The 19,710-nt window shown below is 72.3% G+C and carries 17 protein-coding genes; 8 read left to right on the top strand and 9 right to left on the bottom strand.

The window, feature by feature from the left end; genetic code table 11:
* The first annotated feature begins 82 nt into the window (after positions 1–82).
* The 3 genes from FJ694_RS20505 to FJ694_RS20495 all read left to right on the top strand — a co-directional run bounded on the left by FJ694_RS20505 (position 83) and on the right by FJ694_RS20495 (position 2,996).
* On the top strand, positions 83–1,102 hold the full coding sequence (locus FJ694_RS20505) for a TRAP transporter substrate-binding protein (RefSeq protein WP_157269190.1): 1,020 nt from the start codon (positions 83–85) through the stop codon (positions 1,100–1,102).
* Between the two features lie 63 nt (positions 1,103–1,165).
* Positions 1,166–2,068 carry a VOC family protein gene (locus FJ694_RS20500; RefSeq protein WP_157269188.1) on the top strand — a complete coding sequence of 301 codons (903 nt, stop codon included), beginning with the start codon at positions 1,166–1,168 and terminating at the stop codon, positions 2,066–2,068.
* A 10-nt stretch (positions 2,069–2,078) separates the two neighbouring features.
* Complete coding sequence (locus tag FJ694_RS20495) at positions 2,079–2,996, top strand: sugar phosphate isomerase/epimerase family protein (protein ID WP_157269186.1); 918 nt, start codon at positions 2,079–2,081, stop codon at positions 2,994–2,996.
* A 7-nt stretch (positions 2,997–3,003) separates the two neighbouring features.
* Here the strand turns inward: FJ694_RS20495 and FJ694_RS20490 are convergent, their stop codons facing one another.
* Positions 3,004–5,235, bottom strand: coding sequence for a CHASE3 domain-containing protein (locus tag FJ694_RS20490; RefSeq protein ID WP_157269185.1), 2,232 nt, complete (start codon positions 5,233–5,235; stop codon positions 3,004–3,006).
* A 299-nt stretch (positions 5,236–5,534) separates the two neighbouring features.
* On the opposite strand from FJ694_RS20490, the gene FJ694_RS20485 reads away from it, so the two are divergent.
* Complete coding sequence (locus FJ694_RS20485) at positions 5,535–6,239, top strand: fumarylacetoacetate hydrolase family protein (RefSeq protein ID WP_157269184.1); 705 nt, start codon at positions 5,535–5,537, stop codon at positions 6,237–6,239.
* Positions 6,240–6,253: 14 nt separating this feature from the next.
* Here the strand turns inward: FJ694_RS20485 and FJ694_RS20480 are convergent, their stop codons facing one another.
* From FJ694_RS20480 to FJ694_RS20470, 3 genes are all read right to left on the bottom strand, one after another.
* Positions 6,254–6,967 carry an EAL domain-containing protein gene (locus FJ694_RS20480; protein WP_157269182.1) on the bottom strand — a complete coding sequence of 238 codons (714 nt, stop codon included), beginning with the start codon at positions 6,965–6,967 and terminating at the stop codon, positions 6,254–6,256.
* A 14-nt stretch (positions 6,968–6,981) separates the two neighbouring features.
* Entirely contained in the window at positions 6,982–7,473 is a 492-nt protein-coding gene (locus tag FJ694_RS20475) for a BLUF domain-containing protein (RefSeq protein ID WP_157269180.1), read from the bottom strand.
* A gap of 196 nt (positions 7,474–7,669) precedes the next feature.
* Entirely contained in the window at positions 7,670–9,178 is a 1,509-nt protein-coding gene (locus FJ694_RS20470; protein WP_157269179.1) for an adenosine deaminase family protein, read from the bottom strand.
* Positions 9,179–9,403: 225 nt separating this feature from the next.
* Here FJ694_RS20470 and purT point away from each other — a divergent pair, with 225 nt between their 5' ends.
* The 4 genes from purT to FJ694_RS20450 all read left to right on the top strand — a co-directional run bounded on the left by purT (position 9,404) and on the right by FJ694_RS20450 (position 13,443).
* On the top strand, positions 9,404–10,615 hold the full coding sequence (purT, locus tag FJ694_RS20465) for a formate-dependent phosphoribosylglycinamide formyltransferase (protein WP_157269178.1): 1,212 nt from the start codon (positions 9,404–9,406) through the stop codon (positions 10,613–10,615).
* A 236-nt stretch (positions 10,616–10,851) separates the two neighbouring features.
* A complete protein-coding gene (locus tag FJ694_RS20460; RefSeq protein WP_157269177.1) occupies positions 10,852–11,247 on the top strand; it encodes a PilZ domain-containing protein in 396 nt (131 codons plus the stop codon).
* Between the two features lie 114 nt (positions 11,248–11,361).
* Positions 11,362–12,372, top strand: a complete 1,011-nt coding sequence (locus FJ694_RS20455) for a ribonuclease Z (protein WP_157269176.1) — start codon at positions 11,362–11,364, stop codon at positions 12,370–12,372.
* 402 nt (positions 12,373–12,774) lie between these two features.
* Positions 12,775–13,443, top strand: coding sequence for a hypothetical protein (locus FJ694_RS20450; protein ID WP_157269175.1), 669 nt, complete (start codon positions 12,775–12,777; stop codon positions 13,441–13,443).
* A gap of 336 nt (positions 13,444–13,779) precedes the next feature.
* Here FJ694_RS20450 and tkt read toward each other — a convergent pair whose 3' ends face one another.
* From tkt to FJ694_RS20425, 5 genes are all read right to left on the bottom strand, one after another.
* Positions 13,780–15,807 (bottom strand): transketolase, encoded by a 2,028-nt coding sequence (tkt, locus tag FJ694_RS20445; RefSeq protein WP_157269174.1) that lies wholly within the window; start codon positions 15,805–15,807, stop codon positions 13,780–13,782.
* Positions 15,808–16,079: 272 nt separating this feature from the next.
* A complete protein-coding gene (locus tag FJ694_RS20440) occupies positions 16,080–16,958 on the bottom strand; it encodes a phosphoribulokinase (protein WP_157269173.1) in 879 nt (292 codons plus the stop codon).
* Between the two features lie 182 nt (positions 16,959–17,140).
* A complete protein-coding gene (locus FJ694_RS20435; protein WP_157269172.1) occupies positions 17,141–18,181 on the bottom strand; it encodes a class 1 fructose-bisphosphatase in 1,041 nt (346 codons plus the stop codon).
* A 49-nt stretch (positions 18,182–18,230) separates the two neighbouring features.
* Positions 18,231–18,917 (bottom strand): HAD-IA family hydrolase, encoded by a 687-nt coding sequence (locus FJ694_RS20430; RefSeq protein WP_157269171.1) that lies wholly within the window; start codon positions 18,915–18,917, stop codon positions 18,231–18,233.
* A complete protein-coding gene (locus FJ694_RS20425; protein WP_375140243.1) occupies positions 18,917–19,708 on the bottom strand; it encodes an HAD-IA family hydrolase in 792 nt (263 codons plus the stop codon). The genes FJ694_RS20430 and FJ694_RS20425 overlap by 1 nt, the downstream gene beginning before the upstream one ends.
* Between the last annotated feature and the right edge of the window lie 2 nt (positions 19,709–19,710).

The raw sequence follows: 19,710 nt of genomic DNA, 5'->3' as shown, positions 1-19,710 counted from the left end.
CCGCCGGGGCGCGCCCGGTGCGGGAGCGGCCCCATTCGCTTGAGACAATCTCGACCTTCCAACACCAACCAAGGAGACCTCCATGACCATCCGCCGCACCGTGCTCGCCGCCGCCGTGGCCGCCGCCACGCTTGCCAGCCTGCCGGCAACCGCCGCCGACATCCAGGCCCGAACCATCAAGTTCCCCGCGGCCAGCAACAAGGGCCATCCGCAGGTGATGGGCGTGGAGAAGTTCGCCGAGCTGGTCGCCCAGAAGAGCGGCGGCAAGCTGACCGTGAAGCCGTTCCCGGGCGGCACGCTGGGGCCGGATGCGCAGGTGGTGTCGGCCATGCAGGGCGGCACGGTCGAGATGAACGTCATGAACGCCAGCCTGCTCGCGGGCAACGTCAAGGAGATGGCGGTCTTCGACTACCCGTTCCTGTTCAACAACGTCAAGGAAGCGGATGCCGTGGCCGACGGCCCGGTCGGGCGCAAGCTGCTCGACAAGCTGCAGGAGCGCGGCCTGGTGGGCCTGGCCTACTGGGACCTGGGCTTCCGCCAGATGCACACCGTCAAGAAGCCGATCCAGAAGGCCGATGACCTCAAGGGCATGAAGATGCGCGTGATCCCCACGTCGCAGTACGTGGACTTCATGAACGCCACCGGCGCCGTGGCCACGCCCATGCCCTACACCGAGACCTACACCGCGCTGGAGCAGGGGGCCATCGACGGCATGACCAACCCGCTGCTCAACATCGTCAACGAGAAGTTCTACGAGGTCAGCAAGCACCTCACGCTGACGAACCACATGTACACGCCGCAGGCGGTGATCGTGAGCAGGAAGTTCTGGGACAAGCTCTCCGCCGACGAGAAGAAGATCCTGCAGGACGCCGCCACCGAGACCGCCGCGTACCAGCGCAAGGTCGCGCGCGACGAGGCCGCCAAGGCGCTCGACGACCTGAAGAAGCGCGGCATGCAGGTGCACGAGCTGCCCGCCGCCGAGGTCGCCAAGCTGCGCGAGCGCGCCAGGCCCGCCGCCGACAAGCTCACCGCGCAGGTGGGTGAGGGGCTGGTCAGGGAGGTGATGGCGGAAGTGGAGAAGGTGCGCGCGGCTTCGAAGTAAGCCGGGGCGACGGGGCAGAATCCCCGTTTCCCTGCCCTGACCCCATTGCCGGAAAGCCTGCACATGCCCGACCCCACCGACCGCGAAGCCATCGGCGCCGCCCCGAACCCGCTGGGCCTGGACGGCATCGAGTTCATCGAGTTCGCCACCTCGCGGCCGCAGGCCTTCGGGCAGGTGCTGGAGATGATGGGCTTCCGCCCCGTGGCGCGGCACCGCTCGCGCGAGGTGCTGCTCTACCGCCAGGGCGGCATGAACCTCATCGTCAATGCCCACGGCAGCGCCGGCGTGGCCGCGGCGCCGCTGCCCGAGGCCCCGGTGATCACGGCGCTGGCGCTGCGCGTGCGCGATGCGGCGGCCGCGTACCGCCGCGCGCTGGAACGCGGCGCCTGGGGGCTGCCGCCGCGCGTGGAGGTGATGGAGCTGCACATCCCGGCCATCCACGGCGTCGGTTCCAGCCGCATCTACTTCGTGGACCGCTACAGGGAGTTCTCGATCTACGACGTGGACTTCACGCCCATCCCGGGCGCGGAGACGCACCCGCCGGCGGTGGCCGGGCTGCACGGCTTCGGCCTCGTGCAGTACATCGGGCTGGGCCGCACCGAGGACTGGACCGAGTTCTACGCCGAGCTGCTGGGCTTCGCGGCGCTGCCCGACGAGGAGCGCTTCGGCATCCTGCCCACCGGGCGCGTGCTGCGCAGCCCGGACGGCAGCTTCTACCTCCAGCTCATCGAGCCGCAGTTCGACGCGCTGGAGATCGACCAGGACGAGACGCTGCACCGCGTCGCCCTGGGCACGCCCGACGTGCTCGCGGCCGTGCGCGAGCTGCGCGCGCGCGGCATCGAGTTCATCGAGGCCGGCGCCGTGCACACCGACGCGCGCGGCGCGCTGACCAGGCCGTACCTGGGCGGCGTGAGCTTCGAGCTGGTGCAGCACGCGACGCCGGCCCCTGTGTCGGCCACGGCCTGAGGCGCGTGCCATGACGGGCAACGACATCGCCGACATCGCCGGGAGTGCCGGCATCGCCGACTTCGGCCTGGACACCGCCACGCTGGCCGGGCCGCTGCGCGAGCGGCTGCGCGCGATGCGCGAGGCGGGCTTCGCGCAGGTGCTGCTACAGGCACGCGACCTGGCGGCGGACGCCGGCGGCTTCGACGCCGCGGTGGCGGCCGTCAAGGCCAGCGGGCTGCGCGTCTCGGCCTTCGAGGCGCTGCGCGACTTCGAGGGCCTGGCCGGCCCGCTGCACGACTACAAGGTCGAGATCGCGCGCGCGATGCTGGAGACCTGCCGCGCCGTGGGCTGCCGGCTGCTGGTGGTGACCTCCTCCACCGCCGCGGCGCAGCCCGGCGGCGACCTCGACGCCATCGCGCGCGACCTGCGCAAGCTGGCGCTGCTGGCGGTGCCGCTGGGCATCCGCATCGCCTACAAGGCCGTGGCGGCCGGGCGCCACGTCAACGACTTCATCGTCGCCTGGGACGCGGTTAGCCGCGCCGACTGCCCCAACCTGGGCCTGGCGCTGGACGCCTGCCACGCGCTGGGCGCGTGCACGCCGCTGGACAGCCTCGACGAGATCGACCCGGAAAAGCTGTTCCTCGTGCAACTGTCGGACCTGCTTTGCGAGCCGGCGGCTGCGGCCGGCGGCGGCGTGGCGGCCCTGAGCGTGTTCCCGGGCGAAGGCGTGCTGGCGTCCCGGCTGGCCGCGCTGGCGCTGCGCCTGGACCGCCTGGGCTACCGCGGCGACTGGGGTTTCAGCGTCGTCAACGACGACAACCTGCAGCTGCCGCCGGCGCTGGTGGCCCGGCGCGGCGCGCGCGCCGCGCAGTGGCTGGCCGAGGACGTGCTGCGCCGCTCGGCGCCGTTGCCCAACTCGATGCGGCTGCGCGGCGCGGCGCGCTGAGCGGGCGTCAGGCCGGGCCGCGCGCCTGGCGCGGCGCAGCCTGCCAGGGCGCGAGCGCGCCCTGCAGCGCGGCCAGCTCGGCGGCGTAGGCCCGCAGCGGCTCCCGCGCCGGTTGGCCGGCGTCGATGGCGTCCTCCAGGGCGGCGACCGCCGCGGCCAGGCGCTTCGCCCCCAGCGTCAGCGCCGCGCCGCGCACGGCGTGCAGCGCGGCCAGCGCGGCTTGGGCATCCTGCCGGTCCAGCGCCGCCGACACCTCCGCGGGTGCGCTCACGGCCTGGGCCATGAACTGCGCGCACAACTGCAGGAAACGATCGAAGTCGCCCTGCAGCGCCGCGCGCACCAGCGTGGCGTCGATGCCGTCGATGGCCGGCCATGGCGCCGGCCCGGGTGCCGCCCCGGCCAAGGCGGCCGGCACCCGGCCGTGGCGCACCAGCACGGCCACCAGCTGCTCGATGTCCACCGGCTTGGCCAGGAAGTCGGTGGCGCCGGCCTCCAGCGCCTCGTCGCGCTCGCGCGGCAGCACCGAGGCCGAGAACACGATGATCGGCAGCGCCGCCATGCCCAGCTCCTGACGGATCGTGCGCGTGGCGGTCAGGCCGTCCATCACCGGCATCTGCAGGTCCATCAGCACCGCGTCGAAGCCCTCGGGCTGCGCGCGCAGCGCCTGCACGGCCTGCTGGCCGTCGCGCGCCAGCGTGGCGCGCGCGCCCTCCAGGCGCAGCGCGCGCTCGGTGAGGTCGAGGTTGGTGTCGTTGTCGTCCACGGTCAGCACGTGCAGCCCGGCCAGGCGCGGCTGCAGGGCGGCCGTCGGCGGCTGGGCGGCGTACACGGGCTGCTGCACGTCGCCGGCCGCGGCGCGCTCCAGCGGCAGCTCGAACCAGAAGGTGCTGCCCAGGCCCAGCGTGCTGTGCGCGCCGATGCGCCCGCCCATGAGCTCGACCAGCTGCTTGGCGATGGACAGGCCCAGGCCCGTGCCGCCGTAGCGCCGCTGCGTGCCGACATGGCCCTGCGTGAAGGGCTGGAACAGCCCGTCGAGCAGGTGGGGGGCGATGCCGATGCCGGTGTCGGCGACCTCGAAGCGCAGCGTCAGCCCGGCGGCGTCCTGCGCCACCACGCGCAGGCGCACCACCACCTCGCCCTGCTCGGTGAACTTCACGGCGTTGCCGATCAGGTTCACCAGCACCTGCTCCAGCCGCTGCGCGTCGCCCACGAGGCCGCCGGGCACGTCGCCCGCGGGCAGCTCCAGGCGCAGCGCGATGCCCTTCTGGCGCGCCGTGGGGCCGAGCAGGCTGTCGAGCTGCATCAGCAGCGGGCCCAGCGCGAAGCCGCGCCGCTCCAGCCGCAGGTGACCGGCCTCGATCTTGGAGAGGTCCAGGATGTCGTTGATGAGCGCCGTGAGCGAGCGCCCGGCAGTGCCGATGCGCTGCACCATGTCGAGCTGGTCGGCCGTCATCGGCTGGCGCGCCAGCAGCTGGGTCAGGCCCACGATGGCGTTCATGGGCGTGCGGATCTCGTGGCTCATGCGGGCCAGGAAGTCGCTCTTGGCCGCGTTGGCCCGCGCCAGCTCCTCGTTGCGCGCTTCGAGCCGCACGGCCGCGGTGATGGCGATGGCGATGGACAGCAGCGCGCCCAGCGCGATGCTGGCCACGGCCAGCCGCGCGCTGGCGTCCGAGCGCGCCTCGCGCTCGCCGAGCAGCCGTTCCTCCTCGGCGCGCATCTGCGCCACGAGCTCGCGGATGCGGTCCTGCAGCTGCTTGCCCTCGCCGCCGGCCACGGCCGTGCGCGCCGCCTCGAAGCCCTGCGCCATCTGCAGCTCGATCACCCGGTCCACCTGCTCGATGCGCTGCTGCGTCAGCGTCGCCAGCGTGGCGCCGCGGCCGGACTGCAGCGGGTTGTCGGCCACGAGCCGGCGCAGCCGGTCCAGCTCCAGCAGGATCGTGCGCGTCGCGTGCCGGTAGGGCTGCAAGTAGTCCGCGTTGCCCGTGAGCAGGAAGCCGCGCTGGGCCGTCTCGGCGTCCACCGTCAGCACCAGCGCCTGGCCCAGCGCGGCGATGACCTCCTCGGTGTGGGCCACGCGTTGGGCGTCCTCGCGCAGCTTGAGGATGCTGCCCAGCGCCACCAGCGCGACGACCACGGTCAGCGCCACCGCGCCCACGGTCGCCCAGCCCAGGCGCCAGCGCCCAAGGCGCAATGTTCCAAGCCGGCGCGCGTCGGGCACGCCGGCGTGTTCCTGGGCCATGCCCGGATCTCCTGTGTTTCGTGGTGGGGCGCGGCCTCGGCCTCAGCCAGGCGGCGCGATGGCGGCATGGCGGGGCGCCGCGGCCCCGCACCGGCCCGGCAGCCGGGAGCGATTCCGCCGGCCGCCATGTCAAGGGGACTGTATCGGCAGCGGCGGGATGCGGCTTGAGGTGCATCAAGCCGTTGCGCGGCGGCCAGGGCTTCCCGATCAGGGCGCGGCCGGGCCTATCCTTGCCGCCGGACGTGGCCCGCATCCATCCCCATGCGAGCCCTTCGCCCAGTGAACCCACAGGACACCCCATGACCGACTTCGTCATCCCCGCCCCCGCGCAGCCCAGCGTCGCCGTCGAGGGCAGCGTGGCGCGCTTCCCCATCCGCCGCGTCTTCTGCGTCGGGCGCAATTACGCCGCGCATGCCCGCGAGATGGGCAACGACCCCACGCGCGAGCCGCCGTTCTTCTTCTCCAAGCCGGCCGACGCGGTGGTGCCCGCCGCGAGCGTGGTGCCCTACCCCAGCCTCACCGACAACCTGCACCACGAGGTGGAGCTGGTCGTGGCCATCGGCCGCGGCGGCACCGACGTCGAGGCGGCCGATGCGCTGGCGCTGGTCTGGGGCTACGGCGTCGGCGTGGACCTGACGCGGCGCGACCTGCAGGACGTGGCCAAGAAGATGGGCCGGCCCTGGGACTGGGCCAAGGGCTTCGATGCCTCCGCACCGTGCAGCGCGCTGCGGCCGGTGAGTGCGCTGGGCGGCCACCCGTCGGCCGGGCGCGTGTGGCTGGAGGTCAACGGTGACGTCCGCCAGGACGGCGACCTGCGGGAGCTGATCTGGCCGGTAGCCGACGTCATCGCCCATGTCTCGCGCGCCGTGGCGCTGCAGCCGGGCGACCTGATCTTCACCGGCACGCCCGCCGGCGTGGGCGCGCTGCAGCCGGGCGACCGCGTGCGCGGCGGCGTCGAGGGCGTGGCCACGTTCGAGTTCGAGATGGGCCCGAGGCCCCGCTGAGCCGTGCCGCGCCGCTACGCGGGGTAGGTGACTTCCGGGAAGCCTTCGAAGCGCGGCTTGGCGAAGAGGTAGCCCTGGAACAGCGCGATGCCCTGGTCGGCAAACCACTGGTACTCGCCCAGGGACTCGATGCCCTCGACGATGACGTCGATGCCCAGGTCGGCGCAGACCTGGGCGATGGCCCGCACGATGGCCTGGCGCGGGCCGTGGCGCTCGATGCCGCGCACGAGCTTCATGTCGATCTTGACCTGGTCGGGCTGGAACTCGGCCAGCAGGTTCAGCCCCGAGTAGCCGGCGCCGAAGTCGTCGATGGCCACCTTCAGCCCCTGGCTGCGGTACTCGTGCAGCTGCTCGGCGAACTGGGCCTGGTCGTCCACGACCTCGTCCTCGGTCACCTCCAGCACCAGGCATTCGATGGAGATGCCATGGCGCCGCGCCGCCTCCAGCGTGGAGGTGATGGCCGTGGGCGAGGCGAACAGCCCCTTGGGCAGGAAATTCAGGTTGAGGTGGTGCGGCAGTCCCAGGCGCGCGGCCAGCGCGATGGCCGCGGCGCGGCTGTCCTGGTCGAATCGGTACTTGTCCTGCGCCGAAACCTGGCGCAGCACGTGCCAGGCCGGCTCCCCGCCCGCGCCGCGCACCAGCGCCTCGACCGAGTACACCTCGCGCGCGGCGACATTGACGATCGGCTGGAAGGCGTAGGAGAAGGCGGGCAGCGGCGGTGCGTCCATGGGCTCGATGGCGGTCAGGCGGCCAGGGCCTGCTGCGGCAGCAGGGCCGGCGGCCGCGGCGGCATCAGCGCCGCGCACTGCTTGCGCCAGCGGCCGTCGCGAAAGCCGGCGAGCAACTTGCGGGCCCGCCCGGCATCGATGGCCGTGACGGCGCGGGCGCTGAAGAAGTCGTTGACGCCTTCCCTGCCCTCCAGCGCCGCGTGCGCGACGTCGTGGAAGCCCATGCTCCAGTCGCCGAACATGCGCCGCGCGATCGGCTCGCGGATGATCAGCGTCACCTGCTCGTGGCGCGGGTCGTTCTCGATGCTGGCGTAGAGGCGGTCGATGGCGTCGGCCGGACCCTCGACCACCTGGAAGAAGCTGCCCGCGGCATGCAGCAGCATGCCGGTGATGTCGAGCCGCGCGTTCTTCTGGCGCGCGTTGCGCAGCAGCGCGTCGAGCTCTTGCGTCGTGAAGTGCCGCGTGGCGGCGCTGGCGTAGATGCAGTGGATCAGGCGGGACGGCATGGCGCGAAGGGCCCGGCACGGGCGCGCCGGGAGACGGTGGAACGGGCTTCCGGGATGTTAGCGAGAGCGTCCGCCGTCAGCGCCCGCGCGCCGGCTCAAACTGTCCCAGCACTGTTAAATCGATCCGGTCGGCGTGACTTGCAGCAAGCGCATGCCGGATTTCCCCTGCCGTGGTGCGGAAAATTCACGGGCGCGGTCAGCGCGGCGCGCGCGGCAGCCGCGCGATGCGGGCCTCGAACTCGGCGAAGCGCGCGTCCAGCCGCGCGATCTCGTCGCGCTTCACTTCCTCGGGCAGGAACGAGTAGCGCAGGCTGTCGTAGGACAGGCGCTTGAGCGCGGCGTAGTCGGGCTTGTAGCGCGTGGCGTAGAGCATGTACTCGTGGCTGAGGTTGTTGCGCGAGACGCCCGCGTCGTCGGTGGACAGCACGAACGGCACGCCGTGGCGCGCGTACAGCAGCACCGGGTGCGCCTCGCCCTTGACGCCGAGGATGAAGTCGTTGCTGCTGAGGTTGACCTCCACCGCCACGGGGCGCTGCCTCATGGCGGCCATCAGCTCCACCGCGCCGTCCTCGTGCGCGATGTCGATGCCGTGGCCGATGCGCTCGGCCCCCGCGACCGTGACCGCCTCGCGGATGTGGAAGCGCAGCCCCTCCGGCGGCACCATGCCCAGCGCCAGCTCGCCGGCGTGCAGCGCCAGCTTCACCTGCGGGAACTGGCGCTTGAGGAAGCCCAGCATCTTCATGTGCAGGCTGTAGTCGCGCATGGCGACGATGCCGTTCTCGGGGCCGACGATGTTCACGCCCACGATCAGCTGCGGCCGCAGCGTGGCCGCCACGAAGGAGGTGTAGAGGCTGCTGAACACCACCGACGGGTCGCTGTTGCGCGAGGCGTAGCCCTGGAAGCGCAGCCGGAACGTGGCGTCGTCCACGCCGGCGGCGGCGGCCTCGTGGACCTCGACGTGCTCCTTGATCAGCTGCTGCGTGGCCGGGTCGTTGCGCAGGTACGTGTAGGCGCGGATCAGCGCCTCGTCCACCTGGTCGGCCGTGGCGGCGGCGCCGAGGCTGTCCAGCAGCGGCGAGTAGGCCGCGACGTCGCGCAGGCCGGGCCCGCCCTTGAGCATGGTCTCGATGTAGCCCACGTTCTCGGCCTGGGCGCGGGCCTTGAGGTGCTTGAGCGCGAGGTTGTAGTCGTAGCCCGAGACCGGGCCGAAGTAGTTGAAGGTGTCGAAGAACTGCTTGTCCGGCGGCGGCTGGTGGTGGAAGTGGTTGTGGTAGTCCTTGTCGGACCAGCGCGTGAGCAGCCCGCGGTAGAGGTCGTTGTCCTTGCGCACGGCGTCCACGTCCAGGCACGCGTCGCGCGCGGCGCCCTGCAGCGCCTGCGGTTTCGTCTCGACCTTGAACTGCTCGATCCGGAGCGCCGGGTCGCTGGCGCGGTAGATGCACCAGCCCAGCGCCTTGGCCCAGTCCAGGTAGGTCTCGGCGTAGATCGCGCCGGAGTAGTGGTGGTGCAGGTCGGCGCCCTTGGGCAGCAGGTTGGTGAAGAGCGTGAGCTCGGCCACCTTCGGCGCCGGGCCGGCCAGCAGCTGGGCATAGTGGCTGCGCGTGGCGGCGAAGTTGGCCTGCGCGGCGGTGGCGGCGTTGTCGCGGGCGTTGGCCAGCGGCAGCGCCAGCGCGCAGCTCAGGGCCAGCAGGAGTTGCTTGGACATGGGTGTCAGGACGGGAGGTGGGAGAGGACCGGGCCGGCACGTCCTGCTCTTGTGCCCGCAGGACCCGGGTACGCACTGCGGGCGCCATCGTAGCGGGCGCGCCGCCGTGTCCCGGCCCGGCCCCGGCCCGGCGCGTGCGTTGCCGCAAGGTCCGCGGCCGGCGCCAGCCACTACGATGGCGCCCCGCTTTTTCCTTCGCACGAACCCTTTCACCGGAGTCCCGCCATGACCGAACCGATACGCCTCGGCACGCCCCTGTCCCCCAGCGCCACGCGCGTGATGCTCCTGGGCTCGGGCGAGCTGGGCAAGGAAGTGCTGATCGCGCTGCAGCGCCTGGGCGTGGAGACCATCGCCGTGGACCGCTACGAGCACGCGCCGGGGCAGCAGGTGGCGCACCACGCGCGCACCCTCGCCATGAGCGACCCCGAGGCGCTGCGCGCGCTGATCGAGGCCGAGCGCCCGGCGCTGGTGGTGCCGGAGATCGAGGCCATCGCCACGCCGGTGCTGCAGGAGCTCGAAGCGCGGGGTGTCGTGCGCGTCATCCCCACCGCGCGCGCCGCGCGGCTGACCATGGACCGCGAGGGCATCCGCCGCCTGGCCGCCGAGACGCTGGGCCTGGCCACCAGCCCCTATGCCTTCTGCGACTCGCTGCAGGAGCTGCAGGCGGCGATCGACGCGGGCATCGGCTACCCCTGCATCGTGAAGCCGGTGATGAGCAGCTCCGGCAAGGGCCAGAGCAAGCTCGACGGGCCGCAGGACGTGCAGAAAGCCTGGGACTACGCCATGGCCGGCGGCCGCGTCAGCCACGGCCGCGTCATCGTCGAGGGTTTCATCGATTTCGACTACGAGATCACGCTGCTGACGGTGCGCAGCCTGGGCGCCGACGGGCAGGTCGAGACGAGCTTCTGCGACCCCATCGGCCACGTGCAGGTCAGCGGCGACTACGTCGAGAGCTGGCAGCCGCACCCGATGTCGCCGGCTGCGCTGGAGAAGGCGCAGCACATCGCGCGCAGCGTGACGCAGGACCTGGGCGGCCAGGGCCTCTTCGGCGTGGAGCTGTTCGTCAAGGGCGACCAGGTCTGGTTCAGCGAGGTCAGCCCGCGCCCGCACGACACCGGCATGGTGACGATGGCCACGCAGTGGCAGAGCGAGTTCGAGCTGCACGCGCGCGCCATCCTGGGCCTGCCGGTGGACACCTCGCTCAAGAGCCCCGGCGCCAGCGCCGTGATCTACGGCGGCGTGGAGGGCACGAGCGTGGTGTTCGAGGGCGTGGCCGAGGCGCTGCGCGTGCCGGGCAGCGACGTGCGCCTGTTCGGCAAGCCCGAAAGCTTTGCCAAGCGCCGCATGGGCGTGGCGCTGGCGCATGCGCCGGACGTGGACACGGCGCGCGCGCGGGCCAAGGAGGCGGCGGGCAAGGTGAAGCCGCGGCTGGGCTGAGGCGCCGGGGCCGGGCCGCGTCCGCGCGGCGCCGTGAAGCGTGAGTTCGTCACGAAACGGCCCCTGAGCCGGGCGCGAGCCCTTCAGTGCGCCACTGAAAACCCGATAACCCCGGTTTTTGTGCCAGGTGAGTCCGGCTGCGGCAAGGCTGGATCGGCCCCAGCCGCCGCGCGCCCCGCGGCGGAGAACTTGCCCCGAGCCGTGCGAAAACAAGGTCTCTCCGGGAAACGCCCACCATGATGGAGTCGCGAGACATCGCGGCCTGGGCCAGCATGGATGTCGGGCGCCGCCGCAAGGACCGCAAGCGATTCCGGGCGCCGGCGCACCTGCGGCTGGCCGACGAATCGCTGGTCGAGGCGCGCAGCTTCGACATCTGTCCCGGCGGCATCGGCATCGTCTCGCCCCTGAACCTCAAGCTTGAAACCCTGTGCGAAGTGCGCGTGCGCGCGCCGATCCTGGGGCTGGGCATCGACATCTTCATCCTGCCCGCGCGCGTGGCGCACAGCGTGCTCAGCGCGCGCGAGCACGGCTTCATCCTGGGCCTGGAGTTCATCGACCCCCCGCTGGAGGTCACGGCCATCGTCCAGCAGTACGTGGACTCGCTGGCCTGGGCGCGGAACTGGGGGGATTGAGGGGCGACTGAAGGGCCAGTGACGGGCCATCGGGGGGCGGCGCGGCGCTTGCCGCAAGGGCTGGCCGGGCCGCTGCCTGGCGCCCACCCTCGTCTCCGTCCCGCAGTTGCGCGCATGCCCTGTCTCTTCACCTCCCGCCTCGTCAACGGCGCCACCGGCGATCCCGGCCTGTACTGCGAGATGACGGGCCAGCGCCGCGGGCTGCTGTTCGACCTGGGCGACGTCACGGCGCTGATGCCGCGCGAGCTGCTGCGCGTCTCGCATGCCTTCGTCAGCCACACCCACATGGACCATTTCGCGGGGTTCGATCACCTGCTGCGCGTCGTGCTGGGCCGGCAGCCGCGGCTGGTGCTCATGGGCGGGCCCGGCTTCGTCGATCGGCTCGGCCACAAGCTCGCGGCCTACACGTGGAACCTGGTCCACAACTACGAGGTGGCGCTCGACATCGAGGCGCACGAGTTCCGCCCGGAAGGGCGCCGGCGCCGCGCCCTTTTTTCCAGCCGCGACCGTTTCGAGCGCACCCAGGACGAGGAGGCCGACTGGGACGGCGACCTGCTGCACGACGAGGACCAGTTCCGCGTGCGCGGCCGCTTCGTGGACCACGGCATCCCGGTGCTGGCCTTCGCGCTGGAGGAAAAGGCGCGCGTGGCGGTCAACATGGCGCGGCTCCAGGCAGCGGGCTTCACCACCGGCGCCTGGCTGCGCGAGCTGAAAAGCGCGGTGCTGGCCGGCGCGCCCGGCGCCACGCCCATCGAGGTGCGCTGGACCGACCGCGGCGGCGAGCATGTGCGGCGGCGCACGGTCGATGAGTTGCGTCCGCTGGTGCTCGACGAGCGGCCCGGGCGCTGCATCGGCTACGTCACGGACCTGTGCGGCAGCGAGGCGGACGCGCGGGTTCTTGCCGAGCTGCTGCGCGGCGTGGACCAGCTGCACATCGAGTGCGTGTTCCTGGACGCGGACCGCGCGCATGCCGAGCGCAAGCACCACCTGACCGCCCGGCGCGCGGGCGAGATCGCGCGCCTGGTGGGTGCGCGCGAGCTGGTTCCCTTCCACTTCTCGCCGCGCTACGAGGGCCGCAGCGAGGCGCTGAGGGACGAGGCGATGCGGGTCTGGCGGGCGGACTGACCTGACCTCCAGCGCCCGGCAGGAGTTGCTCACCCGACGTGTGGCAACACGGCTCAGAGGCCGGGCAGCCGGCCGCGAGCTTCTTCATGGGTCTCGCGAACGGTCTTGAGGCCGCCGCTGCATCCCCCCGCGGAGGGATGCGCCGCATCCCCCATCGGGACGCTGAACCCGCCTGCCGGGGGCTGGCAACTGAGCGGGCAATCGGAACACGTTGAGCGCGAGCGGCCCGCCAGGGTTGATCGAGGCGCTTCGCTTCATCCGGTTGCCCGTGCAACGGGCAGCCGGCGTGGGCGGCGTGCGCCGAGGACCTCGTGGGCCGGCGCCGGACTTCCAGGCACCGGGCGCCGGCCCTCTTCAGCACCCCATCAGCGCCTGGGCTGTCCCCATCAAAGGAGTCCCCGCATGAACCGATCTGCCTTCCCGCTGCACCGCGTCGCCCTGGCCGCCAGCCTGATCGCTGCCGCGGCCGCGTCTTCCACGGCCGCGCTGGCTGCCGAGGAGGAGGCCACGGCCGCCGCTGCCGCCGGCTGGAACGACCCGGTCGTCTTCAACATGGTGCGCTCGCCCGGGCTGGCCTCGCAGCCCAGCTGCGTGCGCTGGGCGCGGGGCCGCGTCGCCATCCAGAAGGTCGGCGGCGTCGAAGAGATGACGGTGCAGGTGCAGGGCCTGCCGCCCAACACCGACTTCGCCTTCTTCGTGCTGCAGGTGCCCAACTTCCCCTTCGGCATGGGCTGGTACCAGGGCGAGATCCGCACCAACTGGCAGGGCAAGGGCCAGCAGAAGTTCGTGGGCCGCTTCAGCCAGGAGACCTTCTCGCTGGCCATCGGCACGCCGGCCCCGGCGCCGGGCACGCACCCCCACAGCCCGTTCCCCGACGCCACCACCAACCCGCTGACGCCGCCGCTGCACCAGTATCACCTGGGCATGTGGTTCAACAAGGCCACCGACGCCGCCAAGGCTGGTTGCCCCGGCAACGTCACGCCCTTCAGCGGCGAGCACACCGCCGGCATCCAGGTGCTCAACACCAGCAACTTCCCCGACCTGGCCGGGCCGCTGAAGAAGGTCAAGTAAGGCGCACGCGGCCTGCGCGGCTACGCTGCCGGCGCCAGTCCACGCTGCAGCCGGGAGTTGGTCGGTTGGCTTACCAAGGCTCAGGGCACAACAGGCGCAGCGCGTCAGCTTGCGGCTGGCCTGGGGGCCGCCTGGATTCCCGCCTTCGCGGGAATGACGAAGTAGGGTGCGTGGCGCGTCGGCTTCGGCCAGCGTGGAGGCCACAGGGCCACAGGGCCACAGGGCCACAGGGCCACAGGGCCACAGGGCCACAGGGCCACAGGGCCACAGGGCCACAGGGCCACAGGGCCACAGGGCCACAGGGCCACAGGGCCACAGGACTACCGGGCTACACGCCTACTGCAGCCGCGCGCCCTGCCCGATCAGCCGCTTCGCCCGGGCCGCCACCACCTGCGGCGTGAAGCCGAAGTGCTCGAACAGCCACGGCGCCGGGGCCGACTCGCCGAAGCGCTCCAGCGCCACCACGTCGCCGTGCTCACCCACGTATTTCCACCACAGCCCGCTGCGCCCGGCCTCGATGGCCAGGCGCGGCAGGTGGCGCGGGATCATGCTGCGCCGGTACGGGTCGTCCTGGCGCTCGAAGGCTTCCAGGCAAGGCACGGACACCACGCGCGCGCCGATGCCCTCGTCGCCCAGCAGCCGCGCCGCCGCCAGCGCCAGCTGCACCTCGGAGCCGGTGGCCAGCAGCACCACGCGCTCGTCGCGCGCGCGCCGCAGCACGTAGGCGCCGCGCGCGATCGATGCGGCGCGCTCGCTGCCATCGCCCGCATGCGGCAGCGCCTGGCGGCTCAGCAGCAGGCAGCTGGGCCCGTCCGTGCGCAGCAGCGCCTGCTGCCAGGCCACGGCCGTCTCGGTGGCGTCGGCCGGGCGCCACACGTCCAGGTTCGGGATCAGGCGCAGGCTGTGCGCGTGCTCCACCGGCTGGTGCGTGGGCCCGTCCTCGCCCAGGCCGATCGAGTCGTGCGTGAACACGTGCACCACCGGCAGCCCCATCAGCGCCGCCATGCGGATGGCGTTGCGCGCGTAGTCGCTGAACACCAGGAAGGTGCCGCCGTAGGGCCGGAAGCCGCCGTGCAGCGCGATGCCGTTCATCACCGCCGCCATGCCGAACTCGCGCACGCCGTAGTGCACGTGGTTGCCCGTGCCGGCGCCGGTCAGCGACCGGCTGCCCTTCCAGTCGGTGAGGTTCGAGCCGGTCAGGTCGGCCGAGCCACCCAGCAGCTCCGGCGCGGCGGGGCCGACGAGGTCGAGCACGTCCTGCGAGGCCTTGCGCGTGGCCGGCTTGCCGGCGCGCTGCTCGGCCTCCAGCACGGCGCGCGACAGCGCCTGTCGCGCCGCCTGGCCCAGCGGCGCGCCGCGGCGCCGGCGCAGGAACTCCGCGGCCAGCTCCGGGTGGGCCTGCGCGTAGGCCCCGAATCGCTGCTGCCACTGGCGCTGCAGCGCGGCGCCGCGCTCGGTGGCGTCCCAGGCCTGGCGCACGTCGCCGGGCACCTCGAAGGGCGGCGCATCCCAGTCCAGCGCCTGGCGCGTGGCCGCGATCTCGGCCGCGCCCAGCGGCGCACCGTGCACCTCCGCGCTGCCGGCGCGGTTCGGCGAGCCCTGCCCGATGCGCGTGCGGCAGCACACCAGCACGGGCTTGTCCGACTGCCGCGCCTGGGCGATGGCCGCGTCCAGCGCGGCAAAATCATGACCGTCCACGCCGCGCAGCACGCTCCAGCCGCAGGCCTCGAAGCGTGCCGGCGTGTCGTCGGCAAACCAGCCTTTCACGTTGCCGTCGATGGAGATGCCGTTGTCGTCGTAGAAGGCAACGAGTTTTCTCAACCCCCAGGTGCCGGCCAGCGACGCGGCCTCGTGGCTGATGCCCTCCATCAGGCAGCCGTCGCCGAGGAAGACCCAGGTGCGGTGGTCCACGATCTCGTGTCCCGGCCGGTTGAACTCCGCCGCCAGCAGCTTCTCGGCCAGCGCCATGCCCACGGCATTTGCAAAACCCTGGCCGAGCGGGCCGGTGGTGGTCTCGACGCCGGGCGTGTGGCCGAACTCCGGGTGGCCGGGCGTGCGCGAGCCGCTCTGGCGGAAGCGTTTCAGCTCGTCCATGGGCAGCGCGTAGCCGCTCAGGTGCAGCAGGCCATACAGCAGCATCGAGCCGTGGCCGTTGGAGAGCACGAAGCGGTCGCGGTCGGGCCACTGCGAGTCGCAGGGGTCGTGCTTCAGGTGATGCCGCCACAGCGCCTCGGCGATGTCGGCCATGCCCATGGGCATGCCGGGATGGCCCGAGTTGGCGGCCTGCACGGCATCCATGGCCAGCACGCGCAGGGCATTGGCGCAGCGGCGGCGGATGGGGTCGGCGGTGGCGGTGGGGGGCATGGGTTCTCCTTCCGATGAGACGAGCGGTCTGGTGTCAGGGAACTGGGAGAGGCGAGACAAGGACAGATGAAGACTGTCAGCCCGTGAGCGACGGCGCCCTGCACCCCGATCCGTCATTCCGGCGAAAGCCGGAATCCACGCGCACTGCTGCGGTGGAACAGCCGGCGTCGGCATGTGCCTGCTCCTGCCAGCGAGGCATGGCAGCGATCGTGGATTCCGGCTTTCGCCGGAATGACGATCCTTGGCTTGTGGTTAGCGTGCGTGAAGGTTGCTCACGCCACCATCGCCTGCCGCCGCCGCTCCATGAGGCGCAGGATCATGGGCGTGAAGATGAGCTGCATGGCCAGGTCCATCTTGCCGCCGGGCACCACCAGCGTGTTGGCGCGCGACATCCACGAGTCGTGCAGCATGCTCAGCAGGTACGGGAAGTCGATGCCCTTGGGATTGGCGAAGCGGATCACGACCAGGCTCTCGTCGGGCGTGGGAATGGTGCGGGCGATGAAGGGGTCGGAGGTGTCCACCACCGGCACGCGCTGGAAGTTGATGTGCGTGCGCGTGAACTGCGGGCAGATGTAGTGCACGTACTCGTGCATGCGGCGCAGGATCACGTCCGTCACCGCCTCGGTCGAGTAGCCGCGCGTGGCCTTGTCGCGGTGGATCTTCTGGATCCACTCCAGGTTGATCACCGGCACCACGCCGATGAGCAGGTCCGGGAAGCGCGCCACGTCGAACTCCCCGGTCTTCACGCCGCCGTGCAGCCCTTCGTAGAACAGCAGCTCGGACTCGGGCAACGGCGCCCAGGGCGTGAAGGTGCCCGGCGGCTGCTTGAAGGGCGCCGCCTCGGCCTCGTCGTGCAGGTACTTGCGCGCCTGGCCGGTGCCGGTTTCGGCGTAGTGGCGGAACAGGTTCTCCAGCTCGGCGAAGAGGTTCGCGTCGGTGCCGAAGTGGCTGAAGTGCGGCTTGCCGTCGGCTTCAGCCTCCGCCATCTTCTGCTTCATCTCCGCGCGGTCGTAGCGATGAAAACTGTCGCCCTCGACGACGGCGGCGCGCACGCCCTCGCGCCTGAAGATGGCTTCAAAAGTGCGCGTCACCGAGGTGGTGCCGGCGCCGGAGGAGCCGGTGATGGCGACGATGGGGTGTTTCACGGACATGGCGGCTGCTCCTGGAATGGTCGATTTTGTGGGTCTGGTCCTTGCCGGACGCGCATGCTGTACGAAGCCGGTAGGAGGCCCGCTTGCGGGCCGAACCCGGTGGCGAGAGCGGACTCGCATGGCAGCGTCATTCGGCCCGCAAGCGGGCCTCCTACCGGCTCACGGCGACAGGTCTGTTTCGGTCAAACCGGCGCAAACAACCCGCGTGTCCCGAACAGCGGCGAGCGGTAGCCGCCGTCGAGCAGCTGTTCCTCGTGGTAGCCCTCGATGCGCTCGACCTCTTCCGCCGAGCCGAAGATGAAGCCCACGCGCTGCTGCAGGCCTTCGGGCTCCAGCGTCAGCACGCGGTGCCGCCCGGTGCTGGCGCAACCGCCCGCCTGCTCGATGAGCAGGCCCACCGGATTGGCCTCGTGCAGCAGCTGCAGCCGACCGGCCCGCTGCGGGTCGGTGCCGTCGCGCGGGCACAGGAACACGCCGCCGCGCATCAGGATGCGGTGCGTCTCCGCCACCAGCGAGGCGATCCAGCGCATAGAAAAGTCCGCGCCGCGCACGCCGGCGCTGCCGGCCAGGCATTCATCGACGTAGCGCTTCACGGCCGGCTCCCAGAAGCGGCTGTGCGAGGCGTTGATGGCGAACTCGCGCGTGCGCCGCGGCACCTGCAGGTTCGGGTGGCTCAGCATCCACTCGCCCAGCTGCGGGTCGAGCGTGAAGCCGTGCGTGCCGTTGCCGAAGGTCAGCACCAGCATGGTCGCCGGCCCGTACAGCGCGTAGCCGGCGCAGACCTGGCCGCTGCCAGGCTGCAGCCAGTCGTGGCTGCCGGGCTCCGCGCCGGCCCGGGGCGCGCGCAGCACCGAGAACAGGCTGCCCACGCCATGGTTGATGTCCAGGTTGCCCGCGCCGTCCAGCGCCTGGAACAGCAGCAGGTATTTGCCCCGCGGATAGGCCTCGGGAATCGGCGTGGGGGCCGCGTCGCCGCAGGCACTCCAGCCCGCCAGGTTGCCGCCCCACTCGCAGGCGCGCGTGAATGCATCGCGCGCGAACTGCGGCGTGGGCTCCTTCCCGGCGTCCTGCCCCAGCGCGCCGCGCGCCACCCGCGCCGCGATGGCCTTGCAGGCCAGCGACACGTCCGTCACCAGCGCGTTGAGCTCGCCCGTGGCGCGCGGGTGGCGCCTGCGCTCCTCGATCAGGAACTGCGTGAGATTGCTGCGGCCTTCGATCAGCATGGTGGCGGTCTCCGTTGTCGCGTGTTCTGGATGCTTCTTCCCGGAGCGCTCAGCCCATGGCGGCGCGCTCGGCCGCGCCCGGCGGCAGCAGCGCCAGCAGCTGCCGCGGCGACTGCAGCCGCCACACCGCCGCTCCGGGGTCGGCGATGCCACCGTAGCCCCAGTCCACCAGCGCCGCCGGGCAGCCGGCGGCCGCGGCGGCCTGCAGGTCGGCCGGGCCGTCGCCGACCATCAGCAGCCGCGCCGGGCGCACGCCGAAGCGCTCGGCGGCGGCCAGCAGCAACGTCGGCGCGGGCTTGCGCAGCCCGGGCGTGTCGGCGCCCAGCACCGCGCTGCAGAAGGGCAGCAGCCCGGCGGCGTCGAGCACCGCGCGCGCCAGCGGCGTGGGCTTGTTGGTGACGACGGCCAGCGGCAGCGTGCGCGAAAGCGCCCGCAGCGTCTCGGCCACGCCTTCGAAGGCGTGCCCATGCGCCAGCGGCGCGGCCAGCGTCGCGGCGTCGAAATGCGCGCGCAGCCGCTGCGCCAGCGCCGGGTGCGGCTCGCGCACGCCGCGCGCGGCCAGGGCGCGCTGGATCAGCACGTCGGGCCCGTCGCCGATCCAGGCGCGCACCGTGCGCAGCTCGAAGCGATGGTCCAAATCTTCGGCGCGCAGCGCATGCGCCAGCGCCGCGGCGATGTCAGGCGCGCTGTCCACCAGCGTGCCGTCCAGGTCCAGGGCCAGGGCGTCGGCGCGCATCAGGCGCTTTCGTAGAGGCGGCGCACCGTGCAGGCTCTGGGCGGGTGGCGCAGCTGCTCCAGGGCGGAGAGCGTCAGCCACGGCGCATCGGGCAGCCGCACGCCGGGCTCGCCGGGCAGTGGCGTCTCCGGGTCGCCCAGGTGCGGCAGCAGCAACTGGGCGAGGGACAGGTCGTCGTCCCCGGTCCAGGGCGTGGGCGTGACCACGGTCCACAGCCCGGCGGCGCGCGCGGCGCGCAGGCCCGGGGCCGAGTCCTCGAAGGCGACGGCCTCGTCGGCGTCCAGCCCCAGCGTGCGCAGCGCCAGCTCGAACACGTCGGGCGCGGGCTTCTTGCGCGCCACCAGGTCGCCGCTGGCGATGAGGTCGAAGAGTCCCGGACCGTCCGGGCCGAGCGTGGCCAGCAGCAGCGCCTCGACGTTGGCCGGGCTGGTGGTGCTGGCGATGGCCAGGTGCAGCCCGGCCGCGCGCGCCTCGGCCAGCAGCCGCGCCACGCCCGGGCGCAGCCGCAGCGCGCCGCCGGCCACGAGCGCGGCGTAGTGCCGCGTCTTGGCCGCGTGCAGCGCCGGCACGCGCGCCAGCGCGGCGCGGCGGTCGAGCTCGTCCAGGCCCAGCGTGCCGATGTAGTGCGCGATGCGCTCCTTGCCGCCGGTCACGTGCAGCAGCTCGCGGTAGAGCGCGCGGTGCCAGTCCCAGCGCAGCCCGGCGTCGGCGAAGGCGGCGTTGAAGGCCTGGCGGTGCAGCTCCTCGGTGTCGGCCAGCGTGCCGTCCACGTCGAAGATCAGGGCTCGGATGC

The organism is Azohydromonas aeria (genome assembly GCF_009760915.1).
In the GTDB taxonomy this organism is placed as follows: Bacteria; Pseudomonadota; Gammaproteobacteria; order Burkholderiales; family Burkholderiaceae_C; genus Azohydromonas; species Azohydromonas aeria.
This window is presented reverse-complemented; position numbering and strand designations above follow the sequence as displayed.

Coding starts and splice junctions, on each gene's coding strand:
- FJ694_RS20495 (WP_157269186.1), top strand. CDS start 2,079: ATGACGGGCAACGACATCGCCGACATCGCCGGGAGTGCCGGCATCGCC.
- FJ694_RS20480 (WP_157269182.1), bottom strand. CDS start 6,967: ATGGACGCACCGCCGCTGCCCGCCTTCTCCTACGCCTTCCAGCCGATC.
- tkt (WP_157269174.1), bottom strand. CDS start 15,807: ATGCCCCCCACCGCCACCGCCGACCCCATCCGCCGCCGCTGCGCCAAT.
- FJ694_RS20450 (WP_157269175.1), top strand. CDS start 12,775: ATGAACCGATCTGCCTTCCCGCTGCACCGCGTCGCCCTGGCCGCCAGC.
- FJ694_RS20505 (WP_157269190.1), top strand. CDS start 83: ATGACCATCCGCCGCACCGTGCTCGCCGCCGCCGTGGCCGCCGCCACG.
- FJ694_RS20500 (WP_157269188.1), top strand. CDS start 1,166: ATGCCCGACCCCACCGACCGCGAAGCCATCGGCGCCGCCCCGAACCCG.
- FJ694_RS20470 (WP_157269179.1), bottom strand. CDS start 9,178: ATGTCCAAGCAACTCCTGCTGGCCCTGAGCTGCGCGCTGGCGCTGCCG.
- FJ694_RS20460 (WP_157269177.1), top strand. CDS start 10,852: ATGATGGAGTCGCGAGACATCGCGGCCTGGGCCAGCATGGATGTCGGG.
- FJ694_RS20440 (WP_157269173.1), bottom strand. CDS start 16,958: ATGTCCGTGAAACACCCCATCGTCGCCATCACCGGCTCCTCCGGCGCC.
- FJ694_RS20455 (WP_157269176.1), top strand. CDS start 11,362: ATGCCCTGTCTCTTCACCTCCCGCCTCGTCAACGGCGCCACCGGCGAT.
- FJ694_RS20485 (WP_157269184.1), top strand. CDS start 5,535: ATGACCGACTTCGTCATCCCCGCCCCCGCGCAGCCCAGCGTCGCCGTC.
- FJ694_RS20430 (WP_157269171.1), bottom strand. CDS start 18,917: ATGCGCGCCGACGCCCTGGCCCTGGACCTGGACGGCACGCTGGTGGAC.
- FJ694_RS20490 (WP_157269185.1), bottom strand. CDS start 5,235: ATGGCCCAGGAACACGCCGGCGTGCCCGACGCGCGCCGGCTTGGAACA.
- FJ694_RS20475 (WP_157269180.1), bottom strand. CDS start 7,473: ATGCCGTCCCGCCTGATCCACTGCATCTACGCCAGCGCCGCCACGCGG.
- purT (WP_157269178.1), top strand. CDS start 9,404: ATGACCGAACCGATACGCCTCGGCACGCCCCTGTCCCCCAGCGCCACG.
- FJ694_RS20435 (WP_157269172.1), bottom strand. CDS start 18,181: ATGCTGATCGAAGGCCGCAGCAATCTCACGCAGTTCCTGATCGAGGAG.